At 39.8% G+C, this 25,762-nt stretch carries 23 protein-coding genes and 1 other RNA gene; 16 read left to right on the top strand and 8 right to left on the bottom strand.

The features are described 5' to 3' along the window. The first annotated feature begins 18 nt into the window (after positions 1 to 18). The 9 genes from CPS94_RS06165 (at position 19) to CPS94_RS06125 (ending at position 10,384) form a co-directional block, all read left to right on the top strand. Complete coding sequence (locus CPS94_RS06165) at positions 19 to 2,451, top strand: glycogen/starch/alpha-glucan phosphorylase (RefSeq protein ID WP_112194490.1); 2,433 nt, start codon at positions 19 to 21, stop codon at positions 2,449 to 2,451. Next, positions 2,435 to 4,255 (top strand): glycoside hydrolase family 13 protein, encoded by a 1,821-nt coding sequence (locus CPS94_RS06160; protein ID WP_112194492.1) that lies wholly within the window; start codon positions 2,435 to 2,437, stop codon positions 4,253 to 4,255. Before CPS94_RS06165 ends, CPS94_RS06160 begins: the two co-directional genes overlap by 17 nt. A gap of 155 nt (positions 4,256 to 4,410) precedes the next feature. Beyond that, positions 4,411 to 5,304, top strand: a complete 894-nt coding sequence (locus tag CPS94_RS06155; RefSeq protein WP_112194494.1) for a phosphate ABC transporter substrate-binding protein PstS family protein — start codon at positions 4,411 to 4,413, stop codon at positions 5,302 to 5,304. Next, positions 5,291 to 6,208, top strand: a complete 918-nt coding sequence (gene pstC, locus CPS94_RS06150) for a phosphate ABC transporter permease subunit PstC (protein WP_004051650.1) — start codon at positions 5,291 to 5,293, stop codon at positions 6,206 to 6,208. Before CPS94_RS06155 ends, pstC begins: the two co-directional genes overlap by 14 nt. Before the next feature lie 3 nt (positions 6,209 to 6,211). Beyond that, positions 6,212 to 7,099, top strand: a complete 888-nt coding sequence (gene pstA, locus CPS94_RS06145) for a phosphate ABC transporter permease PstA (protein ID WP_112194496.1) — start codon at positions 6,212 to 6,214, stop codon at positions 7,097 to 7,099. Positions 7,100 to 7,114: 15 nt separating this feature from the next. Next, positions 7,115 to 7,924: a phosphate ABC transporter ATP-binding protein PstB gene (gene pstB / locus CPS94_RS06140; RefSeq protein WP_004051652.1), complete on the top strand. Its 810-nt coding sequence runs from the start codon at positions 7,115 to 7,117 to the stop codon at positions 7,922 to 7,924. Between the two features lie 13 nt (positions 7,925 to 7,937). After that, positions 7,938 to 8,699 carry a phosphate ABC transporter ATP-binding protein PstB gene (pstB, locus tag CPS94_RS06135; RefSeq protein WP_004051653.1) on the top strand — a complete coding sequence of 254 codons (762 nt, stop codon included), beginning with the start codon at positions 7,938 to 7,940 and terminating at the stop codon, positions 8,697 to 8,699. 19 nt (positions 8,700 to 8,718) lie between these two features. Further along, the gene (gene phoU / locus CPS94_RS06130) at positions 8,719 to 9,384 is read left to right on the top strand and encodes a phosphate signaling complex protein PhoU (protein ID WP_112194498.1); all 666 of its coding nucleotides are present in this window, start codon (positions 8,719 to 8,721) and stop codon (positions 9,382 to 9,384) included. Positions 9,385 to 9,517: 133 nt separating this feature from the next. Next, entirely contained in the window at positions 9,518 to 10,384 is an 867-nt protein-coding gene (locus CPS94_RS06125; protein ID WP_004051656.1) for a class II fructose-bisphosphate aldolase, read from the top strand. A 44-nt stretch (positions 10,385 to 10,428) separates the two neighbouring features. Here the strand turns inward: CPS94_RS06125 and CPS94_RS06120 are convergent, their stop codons facing one another. Next, entirely contained in the window at positions 10,429 to 10,938 is a 510-nt protein-coding gene (locus CPS94_RS06120; RefSeq protein WP_112286414.1) for a DUF1836 domain-containing protein, read from the bottom strand. A gap of 159 nt (positions 10,939 to 11,097) precedes the next feature. On the opposite strand from CPS94_RS06120, the gene trhA reads away from it, so the two are divergent. After that, entirely contained in the window at positions 11,098 to 11,724 is a 627-nt protein-coding gene (gene trhA, locus CPS94_RS06115; RefSeq protein ID WP_004051658.1) for a PAQR family membrane homeostasis protein TrhA, read from the top strand. 103 nt (positions 11,725 to 11,827) lie between these two features. Then, positions 11,828 to 12,172 (top strand): ArsR/SmtB family transcription factor, encoded by a 345-nt coding sequence (locus CPS94_RS06110; RefSeq protein WP_004051659.1) that lies wholly within the window; start codon positions 11,828 to 11,830, stop codon positions 12,170 to 12,172. Positions 12,173 to 12,293: 121 nt separating this feature from the next. Here the strand turns inward: CPS94_RS06110 and CPS94_RS06105 are convergent, their stop codons facing one another. Genes CPS94_RS06105 through trpX form a run of 3 tightly spaced genes read right to left on the bottom strand, consistent with a single transcriptional unit; the run spans position 12,294 to position 14,922 of the window. Beyond that, positions 12,294 to 13,043, bottom strand: a complete 750-nt coding sequence (locus CPS94_RS06105; protein ID WP_112286413.1) for an ABC transporter ATP-binding protein — start codon at positions 13,041 to 13,043, stop codon at positions 12,294 to 12,296. Then, positions 13,040 to 13,936, bottom strand: coding sequence for an ABC transporter permease (locus tag CPS94_RS06100; RefSeq protein WP_004051661.1), 897 nt, complete (start codon positions 13,934 to 13,936; stop codon positions 13,040 to 13,042). The genes CPS94_RS06105 and CPS94_RS06100 overlap by 4 nt, the downstream gene beginning before the upstream one ends. Then, positions 13,933 to 14,922 carry a tryptophan ABC transporter substrate-binding protein gene (gene trpX / locus CPS94_RS06095; protein WP_112194519.1) on the bottom strand — a complete coding sequence of 330 codons (990 nt, stop codon included), beginning with the start codon at positions 14,920 to 14,922 and terminating at the stop codon, positions 13,933 to 13,935. Before trpX ends, CPS94_RS06100 begins: the two co-directional genes overlap by 4 nt. A gap of 375 nt (positions 14,923 to 15,297) precedes the next feature. Between trpX and ssrA the strand changes: the two genes are divergently transcribed. Both ssrA and CPS94_RS06085 read left to right on the top strand, forming a co-directional pair. Continuing rightward, positions 15,298 to 15,664: a transfer-messenger RNA gene (ssrA, locus tag CPS94_RS06090) on the top strand. A gap of 161 nt (positions 15,665 to 15,825) precedes the next feature. Then, positions 15,826 to 17,496 carry an IS1182 family transposase gene (locus CPS94_RS06085; protein WP_112194521.1) on the top strand — a complete coding sequence of 557 codons (1,671 nt, stop codon included), beginning with the start codon at positions 15,826 to 15,828 and terminating at the stop codon, positions 17,494 to 17,496. Here CPS94_RS06085 and CPS94_RS06080 read toward each other — a convergent pair. Continuing rightward, complete coding sequence (locus CPS94_RS06080) at positions 17,479 to 19,623, bottom strand: LTA synthase family protein (protein WP_112194522.1); 2,145 nt, start codon at positions 19,621 to 19,623, stop codon at positions 17,479 to 17,481. The genes CPS94_RS06085 and CPS94_RS06080 overlap by 18 nt on opposite strands. A gap of 395 nt (positions 19,624 to 20,018) precedes the next feature. On the opposite strand from CPS94_RS06080, the gene CPS94_RS06075 reads away from it, so the two are divergent. Beyond that, entirely contained in the window at positions 20,019 to 20,879 is an 861-nt protein-coding gene (locus CPS94_RS06075; RefSeq protein ID WP_112194525.1) for a GRP family sugar transporter, read from the top strand. 206 nt (positions 20,880 to 21,085) lie between these two features. Continuing rightward, positions 21,086 to 22,438 (top strand): glucose-6-phosphate isomerase, encoded by a 1,353-nt coding sequence (locus tag CPS94_RS06070; RefSeq protein ID WP_112286412.1) that lies wholly within the window; start codon positions 21,086 to 21,088, stop codon positions 22,436 to 22,438. Between the two features lie 45 nt (positions 22,439 to 22,483). Here CPS94_RS06070 and CPS94_RS06065 read toward each other — a convergent pair whose 3' ends face one another. Beyond that, complete coding sequence (locus tag CPS94_RS06065) at positions 22,484 to 23,188, bottom strand: CPBP family intramembrane glutamic endopeptidase (RefSeq protein ID WP_112286411.1); 705 nt, start codon at positions 23,186 to 23,188, stop codon at positions 22,484 to 22,486. Between the two features lie 71 nt (positions 23,189 to 23,259). Next, a complete protein-coding gene (locus tag CPS94_RS06060; RefSeq protein WP_004051672.1) occupies positions 23,260 to 23,997 on the bottom strand; it encodes an MIP/aquaporin family protein in 738 nt (245 codons plus the stop codon). A gap of 221 nt (positions 23,998 to 24,218) precedes the next feature. Here CPS94_RS06060 and cbpB point away from each other — a divergent pair, with 221 nt between their 5' ends. Continuing rightward, positions 24,219 to 24,683 (top strand): cyclic-di-AMP-binding protein CbpB, encoded by a 465-nt coding sequence (gene cbpB / locus CPS94_RS06055; protein WP_004051673.1) that lies wholly within the window; start codon positions 24,219 to 24,221, stop codon positions 24,681 to 24,683. Positions 24,684 to 24,727: 44 nt separating this feature from the next. Here the strand turns inward: cbpB and CPS94_RS06050 are convergent, their stop codons facing one another. Next, positions 24,728 to 25,639, bottom strand: coding sequence for a mechanosensitive ion channel family protein (locus CPS94_RS06050; RefSeq protein WP_004051677.1), 912 nt, complete (start codon positions 25,637 to 25,639; stop codon positions 24,728 to 24,730). Positions 25,640 to 25,762 lie beyond the last annotated feature (123 nt).

Raw genomic sequence — 25,762 nt, 5'->3', positions numbered from 1 at the left:
TATAAGGGAGGATACTTAATGAAAATCACACAGGAGCGTTTTGTACACGAGTTTAAGAAGCGGTTGGCAGAGAAGTTTGCGCTGGATGTCAAAGATGCTGCTCCGATCGAGTTGTACCAGACTTTAGTTTCAGTGGTCAAATCCGGTTATTCCGAAATTTGGCGCAATACTTGGAAGAGTTATGTCAAAAATGATCAAAAGCAAGTTTATTATTTTTCGATCGAATTTTTACCAGGGCGGTTATTAAAGAGCAATCTTTTGAACATGGGTTGGTACGATGTGGTCGATAAGGGCTTAAAGCAAATGGGACTTAGCTTGGATAAGATCTCAGAGTCCGAAGTTGATATGGCACTTGGTAATGGGGGCTTAGGTCGTTTAGCTTCTTGTTTTATGGATGCTTTAGCTTCAGATGGCTTACCAGGTAATGGAAATGGTATCCGCTACAAATATGGTTTGTTCAAGCAAAAATTTGTTGATGGTTACCAGATCGAGTTGCCAAATGAATGGTTGACTGATGGTAACAATTGGGCTGTCGCGCGTAAAAGTAAAGCGGTCGATGTTTTGATGGGTGGTCAAGTTCATTTGATCGATAATGGTAAATATTTAGAAGCGATCTATGAAGGCGCCGATGTGATCAAGGCTGTGCCTTATGACACGGGGATCGTTGGTTATCGCAATGATCATGTTAATACAATGCGTCTTTGGGATGCTCAGATCCCAGCTTCAGAAGAAGTTAAATATCCAACGATCGAGGACCGACGTCGGGTCGAGGATCTGACCTCAGTGCTTTATCCTGATGATTCGAACTATGAAGGCCGTATTTTACGCTTAAAGCAAGAATATTTCTTTACGTCGGCTGGGATCCAAAGCATCACTCGGCACTATAAGAAATATGATCGTCCGTTAAATGAGATCAGTGAACATATTGCGATCCATATCAATGATACGCACCCTGCTATGTGTGTGGCTGAATTTATGCGGATCTTACTTGATAAAGAGCATATGGACTGGGATGAAGCTTGGCAACAAACAGTCAAGACGATGAGTTATACTAATCACACGATCATGGCTGAAGCTCTGGAAAAATGGCCTGTTGAAATGTTGGCAAAAGTCCAACCGCGTATCTTGCAGATCATCCAAGAGATCGACCGGCGCTATGCTTTAGAACTTGAAGGTAAAAAAGATCATGACTTCATCGAACGGACACGGATCATCAAAGACGGCATGGTCAAGATGGCTCATTTAGCAATTATTGGTTCACATAGTACTAATGGTGTAGCTAAGTTGCATACAGAATTGTTGGAAAATGATGTTTTACGTGATTTCTACGAATTGTACCCTGAACGTTTCAATAATAAGACAAATGGGATCACAGTTCGGCGTTGGCTCCAAGTAGCTAACCCTGAACTAGCTAAGACGATCGATCAAGCTATTGGAACGGCTTGGCGGTTTGATGCTAAGAAATTGCATGAACTAAAAAATCATGTTGGTGATAAAAAGTTACTAGAAAAGATCGGTAAAGCTAAACTCGATAATAAGAAGAAGTTAGCCGCCTTTATCAAAGAAGATACTGGCATCGAAGTTTCACCGCATGCGATCTTTGATGTTCAGATCAAGCGCCTGCATGCCTATAAACGGCAATTGCTCAACTTGTTACACATTGTTAAATTGTATCTAGATCTTAAAGATGATCCAAACCGCGATGTTGAACCACGGGTATTTATTTTTGGGGCAAAAGCTGCACCAAGTTACCACTATGCTAAAGCGATCATCAAGTGTATCAATGAAGTTGCCAATATGATCAATAATGATAAGACGATCAATGATAAGTTAAAGGTCGTCTTCTTGGAAAACTATGGTGTTTCATTGGCTGAAAAGATCATTCCGGCTGCTGATGTTGGCGAACAGATCTCAACGGCAACTAAGGAAGCTTCAGGGACCTCTAATATGAAATTGATGTTAAATGGTGCTTTGACAGTAGCGACCTTAGATGGAGCTAATATCGAGATCAAAGACTATGTTGGTGAAGATAATATCTTTATCTTTGGTTTAACAAAAGATGAAGTTTTAGAATACGAGAAAAACCATCATTACCGTGCTGCTGAATACTACGATAACGATCCGGTCATCAAACGTGTCTTGGATGCTTTCGTTGATGGGACAATCCCAAATATTGAAGTTGAGGGGCATGAGATCTATGATTCCTTATTGCGGGTCAATGATGAATACTTTGTTTTACGTGATTTTGCTTCCTATGTCCAAGTTCAAGAAGCTGTTAGTGAAGCTTACAAAGATAAGCAAAACTGGAACAAGATGTGTTTGGTAAATATTGCCAATGCCGGCTATTTCTCAGCCGATGATACGGTTGAAAAATATGCTAAAGAGATTTGGAATATCAAACCAAACGCAACTGAAATGAAGGGAAAAGCAAAAGATGTATATCCACTTTGATTCGTGGCAAGAAAAGTATAAAAAACCGTTTGGAGCGATCAAAGTTGATCGACCGGTAGAATTCATGCTTGAGGCCTATGACGTTGATGTTACTAGTGTTGAACTTTACGTCTATGCCGATGGAAAGTTGATCCCAGAGATCGTCGGAATGGAAAATAAGAGTTCAGGGCGTTATTATGCAACCTATATCCCGAGAAAAAGTGGCTTGTATTTCTATTATTTCAAACTGGTGATCCGGCAACATGAACATGAACTTGTACGCTATTACTGTGCTAATGGTGGTGGGCAAGGTCAGTTGATCGAGAATAGCGAAGTATTGGAAAATAATTCTTACCAGCTGACCTGTTATGATAAAACCGTTAATGCACCTGAATGGTATCAAAAGGGGATCTGTTATCAGATCTTTCCTGACCGTTTTTATAATGGAAATCTAGATGGTTATATCGAAGGTAAAAAGCGGGATACCTTTATCTATGCAACGATCCAAGATGATCCAATGTACATCAGAAATCACGACGGCAGTATTGCCCGCTGGGATTTCTATGGTGGAAATCTCAAAGGGATCATCAAAAAGATCCCATATCTAAAAAAATTAGGTATTTCGATCATTTATTTGAATCCGATCTTTGAAGCGGCAAGTAATCACCGTTATGATACTAGCGATTATTTCAAGATCGATCCGATGTTGGGCAATGAAAAAGTTTTTAAAGAATTATTGACTAAGTTGCATAAAGCTGGGATCCATTTGATCTTAGATGGAGTCTTCTCCCATGTGGGGCGTAACAGTAAGTACTTTAACTTTAACGGCAACTACGGCAAACATGCTGGAGCTGCGCGAGATAAGAATAGCGAGTATTATCCGTGGTTTAGTTTTGAACGCTATCCAGATAAATATCGTTGTTGGTGGGGCAATGCAGATCTCCCAGTTGTAGATAAGAACAATCCCCAATTTCAACAGTTCATCTACGGTGAAAAGAACAGTGTTTTAGCTAAATGGAATCAATTAGGCGTAGATGGTTGGCGCTTAGATGTCGCAGACGAGTTACCTGATCCATTTATTGCTAAGATCCGTAAGAATTTAGACGGTTATCGTGAGCGCTTGTTATTAGGTGAAGTTTGGGAAGATGCTTCTAATAAAGTTGCTTATAGTCAACGGCGCCACTATGTCAAGGGAGACGAGTTAGACGGTGTCATGAACTATCCTTTGCGTGAAGCGATCTTAGACTTATTGGCACAAAAGCGTTCTGCTGAAACGATCGCTAAAGAGATGATGAAATTACGGGAAAATTATCCATTGGACTTTTATCTAAATTCGCTCAATAATATCGGGACTCATGATACAAAGCGGGTCTTGACCGCTTTGGGGGGCGATGTGAATAAAGTCAAGCGTGCTTTTGAACTACTTTTCATGTTCCCAGGGGTACCATGTATTTATTATGGTGATGAAGTCGGTTTGTCTGGTGGAACTGATCCAGATAATAGACGCTTTTATCCTTGGGGGCGTGAAGATCACGGCCTTTTGGAGCACGTACGTTCATTGACGGCTAAACGTCAAGCTGAACCTGCTTTGATCAAAGGAGAATTGACTTTGCTAGCTGGTGAAGGTTTCTTTGGAGTTGGGCGCTATCAAGCAGGACGCAAAGTAGTCTATCTGTTGAATGCTAGTGAAAAACCAAATGAATTTTATGCTGATAAATTGCAACAATTTCATGATGAATGGAATCTGCGGGCCATGATGACTAAGGCTAATGGTAAAGAATTTGGACCGTTTGAGAGTATCATGTTAACATCTGATAATTGTTAAGCTAATAGTGTTTAGAGGAGTGATCTTCTAGACACTATTTTTTTTGTGAGCGCGGTGTTTTTTTACATAATCTTTACATAACGACCTACATGTTTTTACAAAAAAGGCATAAAATTAGAGGTGTAATTAACTCTAATATTTTAGGAGAATTCAGGATGAAAAAAGCAATTGTTAGTTTTGTAATACTTTTGATGGCAGTCTTTTTTCTTGCGGGCTGTGCAGGACAAAAAAATGATAAACAAAATATTACGATCGTTGGTTCAACAGCTTTACAGCCTATGGTAGAAATGGCAGCTGAAGAATATCAGCGTGATCACAGTGATGTAAGTATCACAGTCCAAGGTGGTGGTTCAGGTACAGGTTTGAGTCAGGTTCAAGCTGGGGCGGTCACGATCGGTAATTCAGATGTATTTGCTCGGGAATTACCCGGGATCAAACCTAAAGAACTAGTCGATCATACTGTAGCAGTTTTAGGTTTAGCCCCAGTTGTCAATAAAGATAGTGGCGTAAAACAAGTAACAATGGCGCAATTACGTGGCATCTTTACCGGTAAATACACAAACTGGAAACAATTGGGCGGTAAAGATCAAAAGATCATGGTCATCAATCGTGCCCAAGGTAGTGGGACACGTGTTGCTTTTGAGAATAACGTGATGCAGGGGCAAAAAATGTTGAAAGCTCAAGAACAAGAATCAAATGGTACGGTACAACGTATGGTCGCAAGTACGCCTGGTGCGATCAGTTATTTGTCATTTTCATACATCAATAAAGATATGACGGCGCTAAAAGTGGATGGGGTCAAACCAACTGCTGAAAATGTCAAAGATAATTCTTGGAAGATCTGGGCGTATGAACATATGTATACGAAGGGCAAACCAGATAAAATGACAAAACGCTTTTTAGATTATATGTACTCAGATGTCGTACAAAAGAATTTGGTGACAGCATTAGGTTACATTCCGATCAATGAGATGAAGGTACAAAAAGATGCTAATAACCAAGTAACACCAATTATCACAGATGAGGTGAAACAAGATGGATCCAATTAGAGAAAAAATTTTAAAACCGTCTAAGGAGACACGTCAAGACTTCGTGGGTAAAACACTGAGTTATGCCAGCATTTTCTTGATCGTCGGTGTTGTGTTAGCGATCTTTTTATTTGTTGCTTCAAAGGGGATCGCGACTTTTACGCAAAATAAAGCTAGTTTAGTGGAATTTTTAACGGGAAGTGAATGGAATCCAGGCGCTAATGGACCAAATGGGCGGCCACTAGTTGGGGCTTTACCAATGATCTTAGGATCTTTTGGGGTAACCTTATTGGCTGCGCTATTCGCGACCCCATTTGCGATCGGGACAGCGCTTTACATGACTGAACTTTCGTCTAAAAGAAGTCAAAAGTTCATGCAAAGTGTCATCGAATTATTAGTTGGGATCCCATCAGTTGTTTACGGTTTTATCGGCTTGACGGTCGTTGTTCCTTTTGTGCGTGATCATTTTGGCGGTTCAGGTTATGGGATCTTGTCTGGGTCGTTTGTGCTCTTTGTGATGGTCTTACCAACGATCACTTCGATGACAGTTGATAGTTTGCGCGCTGTACCCAAGTATTATAAATCAGCTTCGCTAGCTTTAGGGGCAACTGAATGGCAAACGATCTATCGTGTCTTATTACGTGCAGCTTTGCCAGGAATCATGACTGCGATCGTTTTTGGGATGGCACGAGCTTTTGGTGAAGCGTTAGCCGTCCAAATGGTCATCGGTAATGCGACCCTGTTACCAGAAAGTTTATTGGCTCCGGCTTCGACCTTGACCAGTGTCTTGACGATGGGGATCGGTAATACAGTTATGGGAACTGTTTCCAACAACGCTTTATGGTCATTAGCGTTAGTCCTCTTGTTGATGTCACTATTCTTCAACATTGCAGTGCGCTTTATCAGTCGGAAAGGAAAGATGTAATCTATGAATACGAAAAAAGTAAATAAACTTGCTTTAGGTGTGATCAAATTGATCGCCGGGATCGTGGTCTTGATCTTAGCCTTTTTGATCGGACAGATCTTATTAAACGGTCTTCCCCATGTTTCGTGGCATTTCTTGACGACACCTTCACGTTCCTTTACTGCTGGTGGCGGGATCGGGATCCAGTTGTTCAACTCCTTTTATCTATTGGTCTTGACACTATTGATCTCATTTCCACTTTCTTTGGGTGCAGGGATCTATCTAGCTGAATATGCACCTAAGAATCGTGTGACTGAAACGGTGAGAATGGCGATCGAAGTTTTGAGTTCTTTACCGTCAGTGGTTGTTGGGCTGTTTGGCTTTCTGCTCTTTGTGGTCCAATTCAAGATGGGCTTTTCGATCATCTCAGGTGCGATCGCCTTAACATTTTTCAACTTACCGTTATTGACGCGTAATGTTGAAGATTCATTAAATAACGTTCCTAAATTACAACGTGAAGCTGGCTTAGCTTTAGGGTTATCCAAATGGCATACAGTCACGAAGATCATTTTGCCTGAAGCTTTACCAGGGATCATTACTGGGATCGTGCTTTGTGCCGGCCGTGTTTTTGGTGAAGCAGCTGCTTTGATCTATACTGCTGGTCAAAGTGCAACTAATATCGATTTTATGAATTGGAATCCATTTAGTGAATCAAGTCCGCTAAATCTTTTCCGACCAGCGGAAACTTTGGCGGTGCATATCTGGAAGATCAACTCCGAAGGGATCATGCCAGATGCTGAACAGATCTCAGCTGGTGCGTCAGCTGTTTTGATCGTAGCGGTCTTGATCTTTAATTTATCGGCGCGTTATTTGGGCAATCGCTTGTACAAACGCTTGACTGCAAGTAAATAGATGAGGAAGATGATAATGAATGTAGGTAAATATGATTTAAATGAGACATCGATCTTAAAATTTGATCCAAAAGTTCAAGAAGTTGCGCTCTCGACCCATGATCTGCAAGTTTATTATGGTAACAAACATGCTTTTTTTGATGGCAACCTTCAATTTGAGCGCTATAAGATCACAGCTTTAGTTGGGGCCTCTGGATCTGGGAAATCGACGTTCTTGCGTTCCTTGAACCGAATGAACGATGACGTAGCGACCGTGACAGGAGAGATCATGTATCGCGGGATCGATATCAACTCCAAAAAGATCAACCTCTATGAGATGCGTAAACAGATCGGGATGGTTTTTCAACGGCCCAATCCATTTTCTAAATCGATCAAAGAAAACATTACGTTTGCTCTTAAAGAAAATGGGATCAAAGATAAGCAAAAATTAGATGAGATCGTAGAAAAGAGCTTACGCGGGGCTGCATTGTGGGATGAAGTCAAAGATGACTTGAATAAGAGTGCTTTGGCTTTATCTGGGGGGCAACAACAACGCCTTTGTATTGCCCGAGCGATCGCAATGGGGCCTGATATCTTATTGATGGACGAGCCTTGTAGTGCGCTTGATCCGATCTCAACTTTAAAAGTTGAAGAAACGATGCTTGAATTAAAGAAAAAATATACGATCATCATTGTGACCCATAATATGCAACAAGCTTCACGAGCAAGTGACTACACAGCCTTTTTCCACATGGGACATGTGATCGAATACGATAAGACAAAAAATATCTTTACCAATCCACGGATACAAGCAACTGAAGATTATATCTCAGGGAATTTTGGTTAGGACGAGGTTTATCATGGAAAAAGAAAAAATTATTACGAGTCAAAATGTTCATTTATACTATGGACAAAAAGAAGCTTTAAAAGGGATCGATCTGGATTTTCCTAAATCTGGTATCCATGCGCTGATCGGTCCTTCAGGTTGTGGGAAGTCGACTTATCTGAGATGTTTGAATCGGATGAATGATTTGATCGATAATGTTAAAATTACAGGAGCGATCAAATTAGACGGCCAAGATATCTATAGTCCTAAGACGGATACGGTCGAATTGCGCAAAAAAGTTGGTATGGTCTTTCAACAGCCTAATCCATTTCCGTTTTCGATCTATGAAAATGTTGTCTATGGTTTACGGATCGCTGGAGTCAAAGATAAACAATTGTTGGATGAGCGGGTCGAAACAAGTTTGAAACAAGCGGCTGTGTGGGATGATGTTAAAGATGACTTGCATAAGAGTGCATTAGCCTTGTCAGGTGGGCAACAACAACGAGTCTGCATTGCCCGGGTGCTTGCGGTCAAACCAGAAGTTATCCTATTAGATGAACCCACAAGTGCGCTTGATCCAGTTTCAAGTAATAAAGTTGAAGAGATGCTTTTGACATTAAAAGATGATTATACTTGTATTATCGTGACCCATAATATGCAGCAAGCTTCACGGATCTCAGATACGACTTCATTTTTCTTGAATGGAAATTTGATCGAAACGGGACCGACGAAAAAAATTTTTGTTAATCCGAATAAAAAAGAGACTGATGACTATTTAAGCGGTCGCTTTGGTTAATTGAACAAGGAGGAATTTTATGCAACGCCATATTGATACTCAGATCCAAGCTTTACGTCAGGAATTTATCACGATGGGCCTTGAAGTTAAGGCAGCGCTTGAAAAAGCGATCATTTCACTTAAAGAAGATGATAAACAAGCTGCTAAAGAGGTTATCGAACACGACGAAGTGATCAACAATCACGAGACACATTTAGAGAAAAAGACAGCTCAGATCATTGCGCTACAAAGTCCAGTAGCGGGTGATCTTCGTGAGATCATTTCGATCTTGAAAGCTAGTTCTGATTTAGAACGTTTAGCTGATCACGCCGTAAGTATCGCTAAGAATGTGTTATTACTCAAAGAAGAGCGGCGTGACGATGAGATCGACATGATGATCGTCAAGATGGGTGATAATGTTTTAGCGATGCTAGCAAGTATTTTGAAGGCATACACTGAAATGGATGAAAAATCAGCGATCAAGATCGCCGAAATGGATGCTGGTAATGATGGGATCTTTTTAGATATCAGAGAGCGCGCGATGGGCTTGGTCAAGACGAATCCTAAATTTGCCGGTGAGGGGTTTGATTACTTGCAGATCGCTAATCACTTAGAACGATCAGGTGATTATATCACTAATATTGCGGAATGGATCGTATATACTAAAAAAGGTAAGATCACCGAATTAGGGCGTAACGATTTCTAAGGATTTTTACGCTAGCTTGATGAATTTTAATTAAAATCTTGGGAAAATAGTACGTTTTCTTAAGCAAGTGTGTTAAAATGTATGTGTACTCAAAAGTGAGTAATTTACTGTAAAATCTTTAGGAGGCTGTTTTATGTCATTCGTAAACGGTAGTGAAATTTTTTCTGCAGCTCGCAAGGGCCATTATGCAGTAGGTGCTTTTAACACAAATAACTTGGAATGGACACGTGCTATTCTTAAAGGCGCTCAAGAAAAGAACGTACCTGTATTGATCCAAGTATCAATGGGTGCTGCTAAGTACATGGGCGGTTACAAATTAGTTCGTGACTTAGTTGCAAGCGAAATGGAAGCAATGAACATCACTGTTCCAGTTGTTATGCACTTAGATCATGGTAACTACGAAGCTGCTAAGGAATGTATCGAAGCAGGTTTCTCATCAGTTATGTTTGATGGTCATGACTTACCATTTGAAGAAAACTTGGCTAAGACAAAAGAAATCGTTGAATTAGCACATGCTAAAGGTATTTCTGTTGAAGCTGAAGTTGGTTCTATCGGTGGTGAAGAAGACGGTGTTGTTGGTGCTGGTGAATTAGCTGACGTTGAAGAAGCAAAACAAATTGCTGCACTTGGCGTTGACTACTTAGCATGTGGTATCGGTAACATCCACGGTCAATACCCAGCAAACTGGCAAGGTCTTAACTTTGACCGCTTGAAGGAATTAGCAGACGCTATGCCAGATATGCCATTAGTATTGCATGGTGGTTCTGGTATCCCTCAAGAACAAGTTGTTAAAGCTATCTCAATGGGTGTTTCCAAGCTTAACATCAACACAGAATGCCAAATCGCATTTGCTGAAGCAACACGTAAGTACATCGAAGAAGGCAAGGATAAAGAAGGTAAAGGTTACGACCCTCGTAAACTTCTTGCACCTGGTACACAAGCTATCACAGATACAGTTGAAGAAATCATCGATTGGATCGGTACACCAGAAGCTAAATAATCTAAAGATTAAAAAAGACTCTAGGGATTTTCCTAGGGTCTTTTTTAGATGTGATCATGTTTACTCTTGTATTGTAATAGGTGTTCACCGATCATTTTGTAGATCACAGCATTGATGATCACGTGTTTTGTCAGTTTGCTCAATGATAGAGTGGTAGCTAATGGCTGGGCATAGCCACCATTTTGAAGTGCTTGATTGAAGATCTGAGCAAAACTATTATAGGATTCCTTGATCGAAAATTCATGCAACAATTGCTCATTGTAATTTTTGATCGTTTCTAAAGGATAAACAGATTTTAGAAGGCTGATCACCAGTAATTCGGCTAAGTGAGTTGCATTGTATTTTTTTTTAACGGGACGTGACATGAGGCCTTTTTTGACATAACTGTTGATCATTGAAGGCGTCAAAGGTGCCCCTAAAAAGCCAGTCAAATAGCGATTGCCAAGATTGACCAATTGATCCATATATAGTTCGAAATCAGGAAAATCTTCCCAATAGGGCAATCGTTTATTGGCAAAACTATCTAATTGCTTTTGGATGTTTAACTTCTCCATCGCGCTCGTCCTTTTATCTAGTTTAAGTGTATTATAACACATTGTTCTAAAATTTATTGATCTTTAAAACTTTTAAACTAGACTTCAAGTCTATATATAATTGACTTAAATATTTAAAGAGTGTAGACTGGAAATAGATTTTAGAAGGTGGTGTCAGATATGGATCGACGTGAACAGATCACAAATGAAGTGTGGAGTGCGATCACACATGGTATCGGAGTCGGGCTGAGTATTTGGCTATTAGTGTTATTGACCTTAAAAGGGATCGCAACGCAAAATATTGTCAGTTTTACAGCATATCTAGTCTATGGCTTGTGTTTATTGAGTCTATACTTAGCTTCGACTTTATTTCATTGTTTATATTTCACTAAAGCCCGTCGGTTATTCCAAGCATTTGATCACTCCAGTATTTATTTATTGATCGCTGGCACGTACATGCCATATTGCTTGGTCGGGATCGGAGGCAAGTTTGGTTGGGGCTTATGGCTCGCAGTGGCTCTCTTGATGCTTTTTGGGATCTTATATCATGCTTTGGCAAAACCTAGGCATCAGATCGTTGAGACCGTGATCTGTGTTCTAGCAGGGTGGCTATGTGTGTTAGGTTTTAAACCACTATTTCAGGTATTAGGTTTTCCCGGGTTATTATTGCTATTAGCAGGTGGCATTGCCTTTACCTTGGGTGCGGTCGTCTATAGTTTAAAGCTGAAATATGTTCATATTTATTGGCATTTGCTGGTGATCTTAGGCTCAGCGTTGATGTTTTGTTCGATCTATTTTTATCTATAGAATAAAAATATTTTATTTTCCGGGTGGAAGCGTTTGCGACGGGTGCTATTTAATGTTATCCTTAATTTAGAGGATAGTGTCTCAAGAAAGGAGAATGGTACTCATGCCAACGATACAGTTGACAACAGAACAGCGCAGAGCGTTAGAGGGATTTGCTAACGAATTTGAAACGGTAAATGCCTTAGCTGACCGCAATCGGCAAAAGATAATTCTTTTATTATGTGAACGACTTCATCAAGGAATGACTGTTACTGAGATAACCAAAATGATGGCCATCACCCAACCAGCGGTTTCACATCATTTGAAGATCTTACGCGAAGCGGGTCTAGTTTCATTTAAAAAAGAGGGATTGCAAAGCTTTTACCATGTAACACTTGAAGCACCTTTAAAAAGCTTGGAAGATGCGATCCATCAAGTTCGTTTGACGGTGGATACGACAACTAAATAGTCAAAGAGTTGTTTCAGCTTGCACTAGGCTTTTAAGCAGGCCGGGTGCGACCGTTGGAACAAATTTTTTAATTATGAGAATATAAAAAGAGGCGCTAGAAATTTTCTAGTGCCTCTTTGTTTTAATTAGCAAAGTAAGTCAGGATCCGTTCTTCAGTTAGCTCCTTTTTGTCGCGGGTATCTAAGACGATCTGTCCATCCTTTAAGATGATAATACGATTGCCATAGCGTAAAGCATCTTGCAGGCGATGGGTGATCATTAGACAGGTCAGTTTCTTTTCGGTGATCACTTCATCGGTCAGTTTTAATAACTCAGCGCTTGTATTAGGATCAAGTGCTGCAGTATGTTCATCTAAGAGCAAGATATCTGGACGTGTGATCGTGGCCATCAAAAAGCTCAATGTCTGGCGTTGTCCCCCAGAAAGATCACCAGTGAAAGTGTGTAATCGTTCGGATAAATTATTAGGTAGTTTAGCAGTCAATTCTTTGAATTGAGGTAGATGGGCTTGTAAGCGCCGAGGACGCAAAGTGCGTTTTTGGCCACGTTTTAGTGCTAGTAAAAGATTTTCAGCAACTGTCATTCGCGGAGCGGTGCCCATTTTAGGATCTTGAAAGACTTGAGCGATATACGAAGCGTGTTTGACGTCCGAGAGTGAGGTCAGATCGATCCCATCTAAAAGAAGTTGTCCACTAGATGGTTTGAGCGAACCGTTGATCACGTTTAAAAGGGTCGATTTCCCAGCGCCATTCGTGCCTAGAAGTGTGATAAAATCACCAGTCTCGATCGTAAGAGAAAGGTTTTTTAAGATCTTTTTTTCTTCATCTGTTCCGGGATTGACTACGGTCGTGATATTTTTTAATTCGAGTGTCATGGCTTTTGTACTCCTTTCTTCAATGTTTTGCTGAAATTAAATTTCTTCTCTAAGACTGGTAACATTAGGCATAATGCTAGGATCAAAGATGAGAGTAATTTGAAATCATTAGTGCTAAATCCAAGTTTTAAAACGATGAGTAAGACGAAACGATAGAAGATACTACCTAAGATAACAGCGACTAATCGAGCGGTCAAACTGAGTTCACCAAAGGCAACTTCACCGATAATGATCGCAGCTAGACCAATAACGATCGTGCCGACCCCCATATTGACATCGGCATAACCGTCATTTTGGGCGATCAAGCCACCGCAAAGACCGATCAAACCATTAGAGATCATCAAGCCTAAGATCTCCATGTTGTCTGTATTGATCCCTAACGAGCGAGCCATCAGTTTGTTATCACCAGTTGCGATAAATGCTTGTCCCAGGTCAGTATTTAAAAAGAGCGCTAGCAGTAAGATCAAAAGTGTAAGTAAGATCAAGCCTAGGGTCACCGAGGGAAAGCTATTCGGTAATTCACGTAACATGCCAGTGTTTAGCAAAGTATTTTGGTTTAACAAACCAACCGTTGCTTTTCCCAAAACACGGAGGTTGATCGAGTAGATCCCTGTCATGACCAAGATCCCGGCTAATAATACGGGGATCTTGCCTTTGGTGTACAAGATCCCGGTCAAAAATCCGGTCAAAAGTCCCGCCCCAAAGGAAGCTAAAGTTGCGATAAAAGGTGATGTTCCTTGGGTGATCAGAGAAACACAAACACAAGCGCCAAAGGGAAAGGTCCCTTCAACTGTCATATCGGGGAATTTTAAGATCCTAAAGGTCAAGTAAAGTCCTAGACCAAGGATGCCCCAGAGCAATCCTTGCCCAATTGCTGATACGATTAGATTCATTTGATAACAACTCCTTTTTTACTGATCTGTGTAACTAGTTCATTAGGAAGGTCGATCCCTAGTTGTTGAGCTTGCTTTTGGTTGAGGTAGGTAGTTCCTTTAGTCGGATATTCGATCGCCATGTCAGCTGGATCTTTTCCTTTTAAGATCGCAGCTGTCATCTTACCTGTCATTTTACCAAGTTCATACTGGCTAACGCTGACAGTGGCTAGTCCCCCTTGCCGTGTCATTTCAGATGTTGAAGGAAAGATCGGGATCTTATTTTGGTTAGCATTTTTGAGGACTGTTTGAAACCCTGAGGCTACGGTGTTGTCGTTTGGAATATAGATCGCTTGCACATTGCTTGCCATTGTAGCCGAAACTTGTTGGATGTCATTAGTCGAAGTGATCGTATATTCTTTTACTTTAATCCCCGTTTTTTGAGCTAGTTGGGAAAATTCTTTGACTTCAGCTGCCGATGAATCATCGCTTGAAGTGTGTAAAACGCCAATTGTCTTTAGCTCAGGCATGATCGTTTTGATCAATTGAAGCTGTAGTGCGATCGGTTCTTTGTGCTGAACGCCTGTGATATTACCACCGGGGTGCTTGAGATCTTTAACTAGACCTGCCCCGATCGGATCACTGATCGCACCCATAACGATGGGAGTCGTCTTAGTGGTATTTGCTAATGATTGGGCGGCTGGAGTAGCGATCCCGATCATGACCGCCGCATCTTCATTTTCAAAGCGTTGACTCATAGATTTGAGGTTACTTTGATCATTTTGGGCATTTTGGAAATCGATCTTGATGTTTTTCCCTGAGATAAAGCCTTCTTCTTTTAAGGCAGCAATGATCCCGCGATGGATCTCATCTAAAGCGGGGTGTGATGTCAATTGTAAGATCCCAACAGTTGGGGTCTGATTTTTCTTGGCTTGATCAGTTGAGCGGAAAAATGCAAAGATCAAAAATAAAAATAAAACTGCAATTGTGCCAATTAAGCGTTTCATGAGTAAATTCCTCCTTTTGATTTTTACGTTCGTATCTATTGCGGGCGGTAAGAAAAAAAGCACTTCCCACTGAGCGCGGGAAGTGCTTTTTAACAAGACCCGCATGGTAGTTGATCCATGCGGGTCGATCTAAGAGAACCAGCACAGATACGAACGATACGTTACGTACGGTCGCATCTGTGCACACAGAAGCAACCTAGTGCTGGCGTTGCCAACGAATATTTGTGAGTTGCATAACTGTCTTGTTCATAGTTCTCTTCCTTTCCGAATTGATTATGAGTGAATTGTACTATACTAAAAATTAGTTGTCAATTAAAAAAATCACTTTTTTGCTTTTCTAAAAAAGGTGTGCTACAATAACTCAGTAGTCAACTTGGGGATGTTTAGGATTCGACAGGTATAGGTCGGGCTTGAGTTGCGCTTAGTAGGTTGCGACTACTATAAAACGCTCAGTTTAAATTATAACTGCAAAAAATAATAACAACTCTTACGCTTTAGCTGCCTAGTCAGCACTGCGTAGATCCGTCTGATATCGTCTGTGTGTCAGTTGCGGGTCCTAGATCAGCAGACTACGCTCAGTGTTTTAGCCTGAAATACTGAGAAGAGACTCTTAGGCTAGTCGTTGATGTTGGCCCTGTCATCCGGCGTGATCAGCGATGAATTTCAAATAGTATGACTATGAGCGTAGAGACTTGAGTTACGATATGCTTGGACGCGGGTTCGACTCCCGCCATCTCCATAAGTAAAGAGGCTGTGACATAAGTCTCCAAAAAACGGTCGTAAATGGGACTTTAAAAATTGTTCATTTACGACCGTTTTTGTATACTATAAATAAAAAAGGACATCAGAATCCCCCTGATGCCCTATAGTCTACCCCCCTCAAAAAAGAAAGGAGATAAACCCATGCACAGTAATTATAACATAAATCAACTCAGTTTGAACATGGCGACCTTCTATGAACCTGAAAAAAATCATCAAGCACACTACATACACCATTTAGTCGAATCTATTGATTTTGATGACTCTTATACCTTTGGGCGTCCTTTCGAATATGAACCTCGGGTCTTACTCAAGTTAGTTCTTTTGGCATATAGTTATGGTATTTTTTCTTGTCGAAAGATCGAACGTTTTGCTCGGGAAAACGTTGTTGCCATGTGGTTGACTCAGGAAGCCCAACCTACTTATCGTACTATTGCTCGCTTTGTTGTCTCTGATACTATTGAGATGATGCTAAAAAGTTCGTTTTCTGAATTTAGAGAATATTTGCGAAAAAATGGGCTCATTGATGAGGCTGTGTTTATTGATGGTACTAAGATTCTTGCTAACGCAAATAAATACTCGTTTGTTTGGAAGAAAAATACTATTCGCTATGATGATTTAAATCGACAAAAAGCTAAAAAGTTATTGAAAGAGATCAAAGAATCGATCGTCAATATTGATTTTGCTGATGATCTGACTGTTGATCAACTTGATGAGATATGTGCCCGATTGGAACAACGAATTGAATATTTGAATGAAAAAGTCGAAGAGACTAAGAAGATCTCCCCTAATCCTGCGAAGCAGGAACGACGGACGGCAAAGAAATATTTAAAACAAACACGCGAGCGCAAACAGAAAAACTCTAAATATGCTGAACAGTTTGCCATCGTTGGCGAGCGAAACAGCTATTCTAAAACTGATAATGACGCCACTTTTATGCGTATGAAAGAAGATCCAATGAAAAATGGTCAAACCAAACCTGGCTATAATCTCCAAGTCGCTGCTAATAATCAATTTGCTTTGGACTACACCCTCGCACCTAATCCAACTGATATGCGTACTTTGATCCCATTTTTAGAAAAGATGGATGCAGATGTTATTCAAGGTCCGATAGTTGCTGATGCTGGTTATGGATCTGAACCTAACTATGAATTTATCGAAGATAAATTCGGAGTGTTTGATTACCTTATTCCATATAATACGATGTTAAAGGAAGAAACCAAACGTTGGAGATCAGATGAGCGCAAAGTGATGAATTGGCATTATAACGCTGAAGATGATTACTATATAGATCCAAAGAATGTTCGTTTTAACTTTAAACGCTATGCATATCGCCATGATACATATGGTTATAAACGAAATTTTAAAGTATATGAAGCTGAAAAATTCGATGAAGATCGTAAAGAAGATCCAAATGCATTGACCAAAAAAGGAAACGTCAGAAAGATCTATATCAATCCACAATGGGAATATTTCAAGGGGAAAGTAAAAACAAACCTTTCAAATACTGAAAAAAATAAAATCTATCGTAGAAGAAAGTATGAGATCGAACCTATTTTCGGTAATTTGAAGGCTTATTTGGGTTTTACTCGATTTACCGTACGAAGTAAGAAAAAGGTAAATCGACAAATGGGGATAGCGTTAATGGCATTGAACATGTGGAAAATGTCCACTAGTAGTTCAAAAATATCACCAAATAATAAAAACAAAAAGAAGACCATCCGAATTTTTCAAAATTTTCAAAAAATTCGAATGGTCTTCTTTAAAGATAGAGACTTATGTCACAGCCTCTTTTTGTTATTGTGTATCTTCTAGCGTTGATCCAACGCTAGGAGCTTGTTCGTTAGTGTTTTCGCCACTGTCACTTTGTTTAAGTTCTGGGGCATCGGAGTGATATTTATCGGCGGTGGAGTGGTCATTATTTTTAGACCAGAGACTAGTTGAACGTCCCTTAAGTTTAGCCTGGATCTTGTCTAATTGCTCAACTTGATTTTTATAGTTGAAATCTTTTGGATCAACGGGCGTAAAACCAGTTGGCACATAGAAGCGCAAGAGATTCTTATTGTTGAGCGAATCCGAGAGTGAAAGCGCCGAGTTGACATGCTCTTGTGCTGTTTTTAATTGAGCTTGGACTTTTTTAGACGGATGAGTTACCACATTACCGGTGCTGTTTTCGTAGATCGTACTACCAACAACGGTGTATTTTGGGGTGATGAAATTCTCATTTCTAAAAGCTACAGTTTGATCATGATCTTTGGAAAAGAGATCTGAACCAAATAAAAGATATTTTTTAGAATCGATCCCAGCTAGGTGAAGTAATGTCGGCATGACGTCGATCTCACCACCGTATTGCTCAAAGATCCCACCATTTTCTTGTCCTGGGATGTGGATCATAAATGGGACACGTTGCATCTGAACATTGTCAAAGTCGCTCCAAGTCGAGGAAGATTTTCCTAAAAGAGAAGCTAATTTTAAATTCCGTGAATTAGATATCCCGTAATGATCACCGTAAAGTACGATCACTGAATCATCATAAAGTCCAGAAGCTTTGAGATAATCAAAGAATTCTTTAACAGCTTGATCTAAATAATGGGCCGTAACAAAGTAATTATCGACAGAACTATCGCCAGTATTAGCAGCTTCAAAGCTCTTGTTTTGATCATCTAAACTAAACGGAAAGTGATTAGAGACCGTGATGAATTTAGCATAAAATGGTTGTTGTAATTTTTCTAAGTATTTAACCGAATCATGGAACAACAACTTATCTTTAAGACCATATTCACTTAAGTTATTAGCATTTTGATCATAGTAACTGGCATCAAAGAAGTATTGATAACCAAAGTTCTTATACACTTTATCTCGATTCCAAAATGAGCCTGAGTTACCATGAAAAACGGCTGAAGAATAATTTTGACTTTGATTTAAGATCGCGGGCATAGCTTCAAAGGTATTATCTGTTCCTAAAGTCGAAAACATCGAACCTTGAGGCAAACCATATACGCCAGTCTCAAGCATCGTTTCAGCATCGGAGGTCTTACCTTGACCGACTTGATTAAAGAAATTAGTAAACGAGAACGTCTCTTTACCGTGATAAAGGCTGTTTAAAAACGGTGTGACTTCTTGTCCATTTAATTTATAGTCGATCAAGAATTGTTGAAAACTTTCAAGATGGATGACGATGATATTTTTATTTTTAGCGATCCCAAACATTTTTTGATCGGGAGCAGCATAGTTAGCTTGGGTAAAATCAATGATCTTATTTAGATCAGCCCCAGTAGCTTTAGAACGTGTTTGACTAGTCTTGGCTGTTTTTAACCCGTCGTATACGGTAAAGGCATCGATCCCTAAATATTTGACTAGATAATTACGGTCAAAAGTTCGCGTCAGTAATTGCGGACGATCGATCTCACCTAACGTGATATTCAATAGTAGAAACATTAGGGAAAAAGAGGTCATAGCTACGGCTTGATTCTTAGGGATGAAACGTTTATCGAGTTTGATCTGACGAGTCAAGAGTAATAGTAAGACGACTACTACGTCAATAATGATCAAAATATCTTGGGGTTTTAACAGCGAAAACGAGCTCCCACTTAGTCCTTGTGAGACCGAAGAATACCCAAAGATCACGTTCATAGTCATAAAGTCAGTAAATTCGCGGTAATAAATAACGCTGATCAATAAAAATGCCGTATTAGCTATGTAAAGTAATAATAGACATAAATAGGCAGGGATCGTCTTACGGATGTAAAGTGCAATGCTAAAGAGCAAAAGCGTCGTCGCGATCGGATTTATCAACAGGATAAAATACTGATAGATCCCGTGGACACCAAGGTTAAAATCGATCAAATAAACTAGGATCGTTTTTAACCAAAACAGGCACGAGACAAGTGCAAAAAAGCCCCACCGTGTATTGATAAAATTTCGTAATTTTGTCCAGTTCACAGGTGCAGACCGTCCTTTCAAAGTAATTGACATATCACCTAATTCTAAACCAGTTAGCAGTCAAGCGTCAATTTTTCAAGGGAATTTTAGCAAATATTAAAGATATCGTTGGGTAAGTTTGAAGTTATGAAAATAGAAAAATTGTTTTCAATTATTGTGGATTTCTTAAAAAATATATATTTTATTCACATAAAATAAATTACTACTGTGGCAAAATCTAGTGGCGATAGAGGGGGAGATTTGTGAAAAAAGTACGTGAAAAAATTTTTCATATAAAATAAAATGAAAGAATTAACCTAAAATTCTTCTTGTAATGGTTTGCATAAAACTGCTAAAATATTATCTTGCATGAGAATTATTGAGAAAAGAATTGAAGAGAAACGAGGGAATTGATTATGTGGATAGCCTTGATCCCCGCTTTAGCCTGGGGAAGTATTGGATTGATCAGTGGTAAGTTGGGTGGTAATGCTAACCAACAAACTTTAGGGATGACTTGGGGGGCTTTGATCTTTGCGATCGTAACGACAATAGTTGCTCCAGGAAACTTTTTAGCAAATAACAATTTGCAACTTTGGGTAGCTGGTGTTTTATCTGGTTTGTTCTGGAGTTTAGGCCAAAATCAACAGTTTCACGCAATGAAAGCAGTCGGGATCTCCAAGACAGTGCCGATCTCAACGGGGGCACAATTGGTGACTAACGCTTTAGCTGGGATCTTCTTATTCCATGAGTGGACAACGACGCGCCAATTATCATTAGGTTCATTAGCTTTAGTTATTTTAGTTGTAGGTGCGGTGTTAACAGCTTTACGTGATAAGAGTGCTAATAGTATCGAGCAAAATGAAGATTGGAAAAAAGGAACGACAGCCTTAGTCTTATCCACAGCTGGTTACTTAGGCTATACCGTCGTTGTCAATTTATTGAAAGTTGACGCTCAAGCTATGGTCTTACCTCAAGCTTTAGGGATGGTCGCTGGAGCTTCAATGTTTGCTTTAGGTAAAGATGCATTCAAGAAGGAAAGTTTCAAAAATATCATTACAGGTCTAGTTTGGGGCACAGGTAACTTATGCATGTTCCAAGCAACTGCGATGATCGGGTTAGCCGTAAGTTTTTCACTTTCACAAACCGGGATCGTTATCTCGACATTTGGCTCGATCTTACTTTTAGGCGAACACAAAACGAAAAAAGAAATGGTCTATGTTACAGTTGGTTCATTGATGGTCATCATCGGTGGTGTAATGTTAGGTCTTTTAAAATAATGATTTATAAGCCATGGTGCATGAGCGGCATGGCTTTTTATATATGAAGAACGGTGGCGTTTACATTTGTGATGATCGCCTGATCGTAAAATTAAGGACTTTTAAGCGTAAATCTTAATTTATATTTGGTTTTGACTTTAAATTTCTGTATTTTATAGTATAATTAAAGTCGTAATAAAAATTGTAAAGGGAGCGCGAATTATAACATGGCACACATCAAATTTGACAGTTCAAACTTAACAAAGTTTGTTCACGACAATGAATTAAACGAAATGCAAGCAATGGTCAATGCCGCTGACGAACAACTTCGCCAAGGCACTGGTGCAGGCGCAGATTTTCGCGGTTGGTTAGATCTACCAGTTGACTACGATAAAGAAGAATTTGCCCGTATCAAAGAAGCAGCTAAAAAGATCCAAAACGATTCAGAAGTTTTAGTTGTGATCGGGATCGGTGGTTCTTACTTAGGTGCACGTGCAGCGATCGATTTCTTGCAAAACACGTTCTACAACTTGTTACCGCAAGAAAAACGTAATGCACCACAAATTTTCTTTGCAGGTAACTCGATCTCTGGTTCATATGTTCATGACTTGGTCGAACTCATCGGAGACAAAGATTTCTCTGTCAACGTGATCTCAAAATCAGGTACAACAACTGAACCATCGATCGCCTTCCGTGTCTTCAAGGAAAAATTGGTCGAAAAATATGGTGAAGAAGGCGCTAAGAAGCGGATCTATGCAACAACAGATCGCGCACGTGGCGCATTGAAGACCGAAGCTGATGCAGAAGGTTACGAAACATTCGTGATCCCTGATGATGTTGGTGGTCGTTTCTCAGTCTTGACACCAGTTGGTTTATTACCGATCGCAGTTTCAGGTGCTGATGTTGATGCCTTGATGCAAGGTGCTGCTGATGCTCGGAGTGAATATACTGATGCAGATCTTGCTAAAAACGAAGCTTACCAATATGCTGCTTTGCGTAACATTTTGTATCGCAAAGGTTACACAACTGAGATCTTGGAAAACTACGAACCTACCTTACAATACTTCGCTGAATGGTGGAAGCAATTGATGGGTGAATCTGAAGGTAAAGATCAAAAAGGGATCTATCCATCTTCAGCCAACTTTACAACTGACTTGCACTCCTTAGGTCAATACATCCAAGAAGGTCGTCGTAACTTGATGGAAACAGTTATCCATGTTGGAACACCAACACATGATGCTGAAATTCCTAAGGAAGAAGAAAACTTAGATGGTTTGGCTTATCTTGAAGGTAAGACAATGAACCATGTCAACGATCGTGCAATGGAAGGTGTTGTGTTGGCTCATACTGATGGTGATGTGCCTAACATGATCGTTAACATCCCAGATCAAACAGCCTATACTTTAGGTTACTTGATCTACTTCTTCGAGATCGCAGTTGGTATTTCAGGTTACTTGAACGGTATCAACCCATTCAACCAACCAGGTGTTGAAGCTTACAAGAAGAACATGTTTGCTTTGCTTGGCCGACCAGGTTACGAAGAATTAACTAAAGAATTGAGTGCTCGTTTAGATAAATAGGCATTAGTAAAAAATCCGCAAACTGCGAACAGTTTGCGGATTTTTTTATTTGGTAAATAATACCGAAAAGAGCATGAATAAGGCAGGCAAAATATTATTTAAAAAGTGGATCAAGATGCTGACCAAGAGTTTATTTGTCTTTTTATAATAATATGCTAAGACCCAGCCCAAGGCACAATATAAAAGGAGCGTCCAAAAAATATCGCCTAGATGAAAATGAAGTGCGCCAAAGACTAGCCCGCTAAAAAAGATCGCTAAAACAGTATTTTTAGGGAAGAAGTAACGCATAAAGATTCCCCGAAAGAGTAATTCTTCACATAGCGGAGCAAAAATCGCTGTCATCAGAAACATCATGAGAGCGGCATTGGTCGAGAGTTTAAACATTTGTTGTAAAGCCTGGTCGTTTTGGGTTTGTCCGGCTTGACTCGTGAGCATTACATAGATGATCTTGATGATAAACAAAACGATAAAACCTGTGATGATAGCATTGATATCTTGGTTAGATAGTTTTTGGAAGATCTTATTAGAGGTTGGCTGACCTTTTTTGAATTGGTAGCTAAAAATAACGATCATTAGTGCATATCCCAATAAAAGTAAGCCCCACATTAAAATGTTTGTCGCTAACGGACTAAAGTTTTGGGGAAGAATATAAGGCAAGGCAAAAACTTGTTGGGGTAAGATCAAGCACAAACCTAGTAAAATGAATTTGATAATGCGCCAAGTATAACTTCCTAGTGTTTTTAAGTTCATAGTAGAGATCCCTTCTGTAAAAGTGTAATAAAAAAAGGCTGACGTTATGACGTCAAGCCTTAACATAGGTATTATAACCCAAAAATAGCTTTATATAAAAGGGTCGCGCAAGCACCGGCAACAAATGGTGCTACAACTGGGATCCAAGCATAACGCCATTGGGAAGAGCCTTTGTGCTTAAGTGGGAACAAGGCATGAACGATCCGTGGACCTAAGTCACGTGCTGGATTCAAAGCAGGACCAGTTGGACCACCAAAGGAAGTTACGATAACCATAACTAAGAGCCCGATACCGATAAAGCCAGCCCCTTGGTTACCGAAGTTAAAGATCGGCGAATGTGTGATCGCTAAAGCACTGAAAACTAAAGTAAATGTACCAAAGAATTCGTTGACAAAACCATTGAAGCGACTTTCAGTTGCATCGATCGTTGAGAAGGTCGCCAAAACTGCTTCTGGATCTTCGGTGATATCGTAGTGTGGCTTGAAACAAGCTAATACGACTAATTGTCCAGCAATTGCGCCTAAGAATTGCATACTTATGTAAGGTAAGACTTCATGCCATGGGAAATCGCCTGCGATGGCTAATCCTAAAGTAAATGCAGGGTTGATATGGTTACCTGAGATCTTTCCAAACATCAAAGCTGGGATCATTACGGCAAAACCGTAACCGATCGAGATAACGATCCAACCACTGTGGTAACCCTTAGTTCCTTTCAATTCAACGTTGGCCACCGAACCGTTACCCAACATGATCATGAGGGCTGTTCCGAAAAATTCGGCCATCAATCTTGAGTTTAATGCGAACTCCATATTTTCCTCCTAAATAAATAACAATGAAATAATACACTCATATAACTATAATGATTGCAATGGCGGGTGTCAATAGGCTTTCAGAAATATTTTTTATTAGAAAAAATATGGTTTTAGTGAGTTGCACAGGGGTAAGGGTTGTATTTTTCACTAAAACGCATACAATTATAGAAGTAGTATTAATATTTGGATGAAAGGATAGTTTTAATAGTAAAAGTTATATGATATCAAAAGCAGTTTTACAATTGCTAAATCAGCGTAAAGAAAAATTTTTGATCCCAGCTGAGATCGTAGCTAATGTTCAAGAGAACAATAGTCTTGAACATGCATTTTTAGTTTTAAGTAAGGTCAAGTACGCCAAGATACCTGTATTAGACCAAGATCAACATTTTAAGGGACTACTGTCATTGGCGATGATCACGGAGACGATGTTAGGCTTGACTGGGATCGATCCTACACGTTTGGGACGGATCCAGGTCAAGGATGTGATGCAGACAGATGTTCCAACGATCTGTCCTCCATATGATATGGAAGAGATCTTGCATCTTTTAGTCGATCAGACTTTCCTTGCAGTTGTCGATGAAAATGGAGTCTTTACCGGGATCTTGACCCGCCGTGAAGTGATGAAAGCTGTCAATTATTTGGCGCATGATTTAGAAAAAGAATATACGGTCGAAAAAAAATGACCTAAAAATGCCCAAACTACAGATCAGCAGTTTGGGCATTGATTTTATGCAGTAGCGCCTAAATTTAATGGTGAAGTCGGGATATTGAAACCTGCATCCTTTAAGGCACGTAAGTAGTTATCCAATAAAATGCGCTGGACTGTGGCTTGCGCACCATTTTTAGTATAGGCAGTGACCCGGAAAACTAATTCGCCATTTGTAAGGGGGACCACCCCTAAGATCGTTGGGCCTGTAACGATCTCGGGTAAATCAGGTACGATTTTTTGATTTACTTGGGCGATGATCTTTTTCATTTCACCAGCATCTTTTTTAGGGTCTAAACGGATATCGATCACGGCTTGCATATTGTTACGTGACATGTTGCTAACGACGGTGATACTACGGTTAGGGATAAAGTTTAATGTTCCATCGTCACTGATCACTTGCGTTGTACGTAAACCAACAGCGTGGATCTTGCCGGTGATCGTATTTATTTTGACAACATCACCGACCGAAAATTGTTGTTCAAGCAGGATGAAAAAACCAGTTACAATATCGGTAACAAAACCTTGAGCCCCTAAACCAAGCGCAACACTGACGATCCCGGCCGAAGCTAGTAAGGTACTAACAGGGATACCTAAGATCGAAAGGATGGCGTAAAAGTAAAAGAACAAAACACAGTAATGAAAGATGTTTTGGGTCAAAGTATAGATCGTTCCCAAACGCCCGATAGAGTAATTAGCATCTTTTTTCTTGGCGGTGGCAAAACTGCGGGTGATGATTTTTTTTCCAACAGAATGAATGATCAAGAAGAGTAAAGAGATCAAAATAAGTGAGATAGTCACCATGATGACCTTAGTGATAATGTTGTCCCAATTGATATTTTTTATGTAATTGTCTAAGACGCTCGTTTGTTTGACTACTTGTTTTGAAACGTCGGATGAGAGCGTCTTATCCGTTGTAGCTAATAGATACAAGTAAGATCCATCCTTTATGTTCAGAATTTATGTACTAATGATAGCAAATTTTTTTGAAAAGTGCGAAAGAAGTTTTTGGTTTTGAACAACATTTTTTGCGTAATAATTGCAGTTTTTGTGATT

The organism is Ligilactobacillus murinus, from assembly GCF_003288115.1.
GTDB lineage: Bacteria > Bacillota > Bacilli > Lactobacillales > Lactobacillaceae > Ligilactobacillus > Ligilactobacillus murinus.
This window is presented reverse-complemented; position numbering and strand designations above follow the sequence as displayed.

Excerpts from the sequence above, each read along its gene's own strand:
- CPS94_RS06165 (WP_112194490.1), top strand. The coding sequence starts at position 19 with ATGAAAATCACACAGGAGCGTTTTGTACACGAGTTTAAGAAGCGGTTG.
- CPS94_RS06160 (WP_112194492.1), top strand. The coding sequence starts at position 2,435 with ATGTATATCCACTTTGATTCGTGGCAAGAAAAGTATAAAAAACCGTTT.
- CPS94_RS06155 (WP_112194494.1), top strand. The coding sequence starts at position 4,411 with ATGAAAAAAGCAATTGTTAGTTTTGTAATACTTTTGATGGCAGTCTTT.
- pstC (WP_004051650.1), top strand. The coding sequence starts at position 5,291 with ATGGATCCAATTAGAGAAAAAATTTTAAAACCGTCTAAGGAGACACGT.
- pstA (WP_112194496.1), top strand. The coding sequence starts at position 6,212 with ATGAATACGAAAAAAGTAAATAAACTTGCTTTAGGTGTGATCAAATTG.
- pstB (WP_004051652.1), top strand. The coding sequence starts at position 7,115 with ATGAATGTAGGTAAATATGATTTAAATGAGACATCGATCTTAAAATTT.
- pstB (WP_004051653.1), top strand. The coding sequence starts at position 7,938 with ATGGAAAAAGAAAAAATTATTACGAGTCAAAATGTTCATTTATACTAT.
- phoU (WP_112194498.1), top strand. The coding sequence starts at position 8,719 with ATGCAACGCCATATTGATACTCAGATCCAAGCTTTACGTCAGGAATTT.
- CPS94_RS06125 (WP_004051656.1), top strand. The coding sequence starts at position 9,518 with ATGTCATTCGTAAACGGTAGTGAAATTTTTTCTGCAGCTCGCAAGGGC.
- CPS94_RS06120 (WP_112286414.1), bottom strand. The coding sequence starts at position 10,938 with ATGGAGAAGTTAAACATCCAAAAGCAATTAGATAGTTTTGCCAATAAA.
- trhA (WP_004051658.1), top strand. The coding sequence starts at position 11,098 with ATGGATCGACGTGAACAGATCACAAATGAAGTGTGGAGTGCGATCACA.
- CPS94_RS06110 (WP_004051659.1), top strand. The coding sequence starts at position 11,828 with ATGCCAACGATACAGTTGACAACAGAACAGCGCAGAGCGTTAGAGGGA.
- CPS94_RS06105 (WP_112286413.1), bottom strand. The coding sequence starts at position 13,043 with ATGACACTCGAATTAAAAAATATCACGACCGTAGTCAATCCCGGAACA.
- CPS94_RS06100 (WP_004051661.1), bottom strand. The coding sequence starts at position 13,936 with ATGAATCTAATCGTATCAGCAATTGGGCAAGGATTGCTCTGGGGCATC.
- trpX (WP_112194519.1), bottom strand. The coding sequence starts at position 14,922 with ATGAAACGCTTAATTGGCACAATTGCAGTTTTATTTTTATTTTTGATC.
- CPS94_RS06085 (WP_112194521.1), top strand. The coding sequence starts at position 15,826 with ATGCACAGTAATTATAACATAAATCAACTCAGTTTGAACATGGCGACC.
- CPS94_RS06075 (WP_112194525.1), top strand. The coding sequence starts at position 20,019 with ATGTGGATAGCCTTGATCCCCGCTTTAGCCTGGGGAAGTATTGGATTG.
- CPS94_RS06070 (WP_112286412.1), top strand. The coding sequence starts at position 21,086 with ATGGCACACATCAAATTTGACAGTTCAAACTTAACAAAGTTTGTTCAC.
- CPS94_RS06065 (WP_112286411.1), bottom strand. The coding sequence starts at position 23,188 with ATGAACTTAAAAACACTAGGAAGTTATACTTGGCGCATTATCAAATTC.
- CPS94_RS06060 (WP_004051672.1), bottom strand. The coding sequence starts at position 23,997 with ATGGAGTTCGCATTAAACTCAAGATTGATGGCCGAATTTTTCGGAACA.
- cbpB (WP_004051673.1), top strand. The coding sequence starts at position 24,219 with ATGATATCAAAAGCAGTTTTACAATTGCTAAATCAGCGTAAAGAAAAA.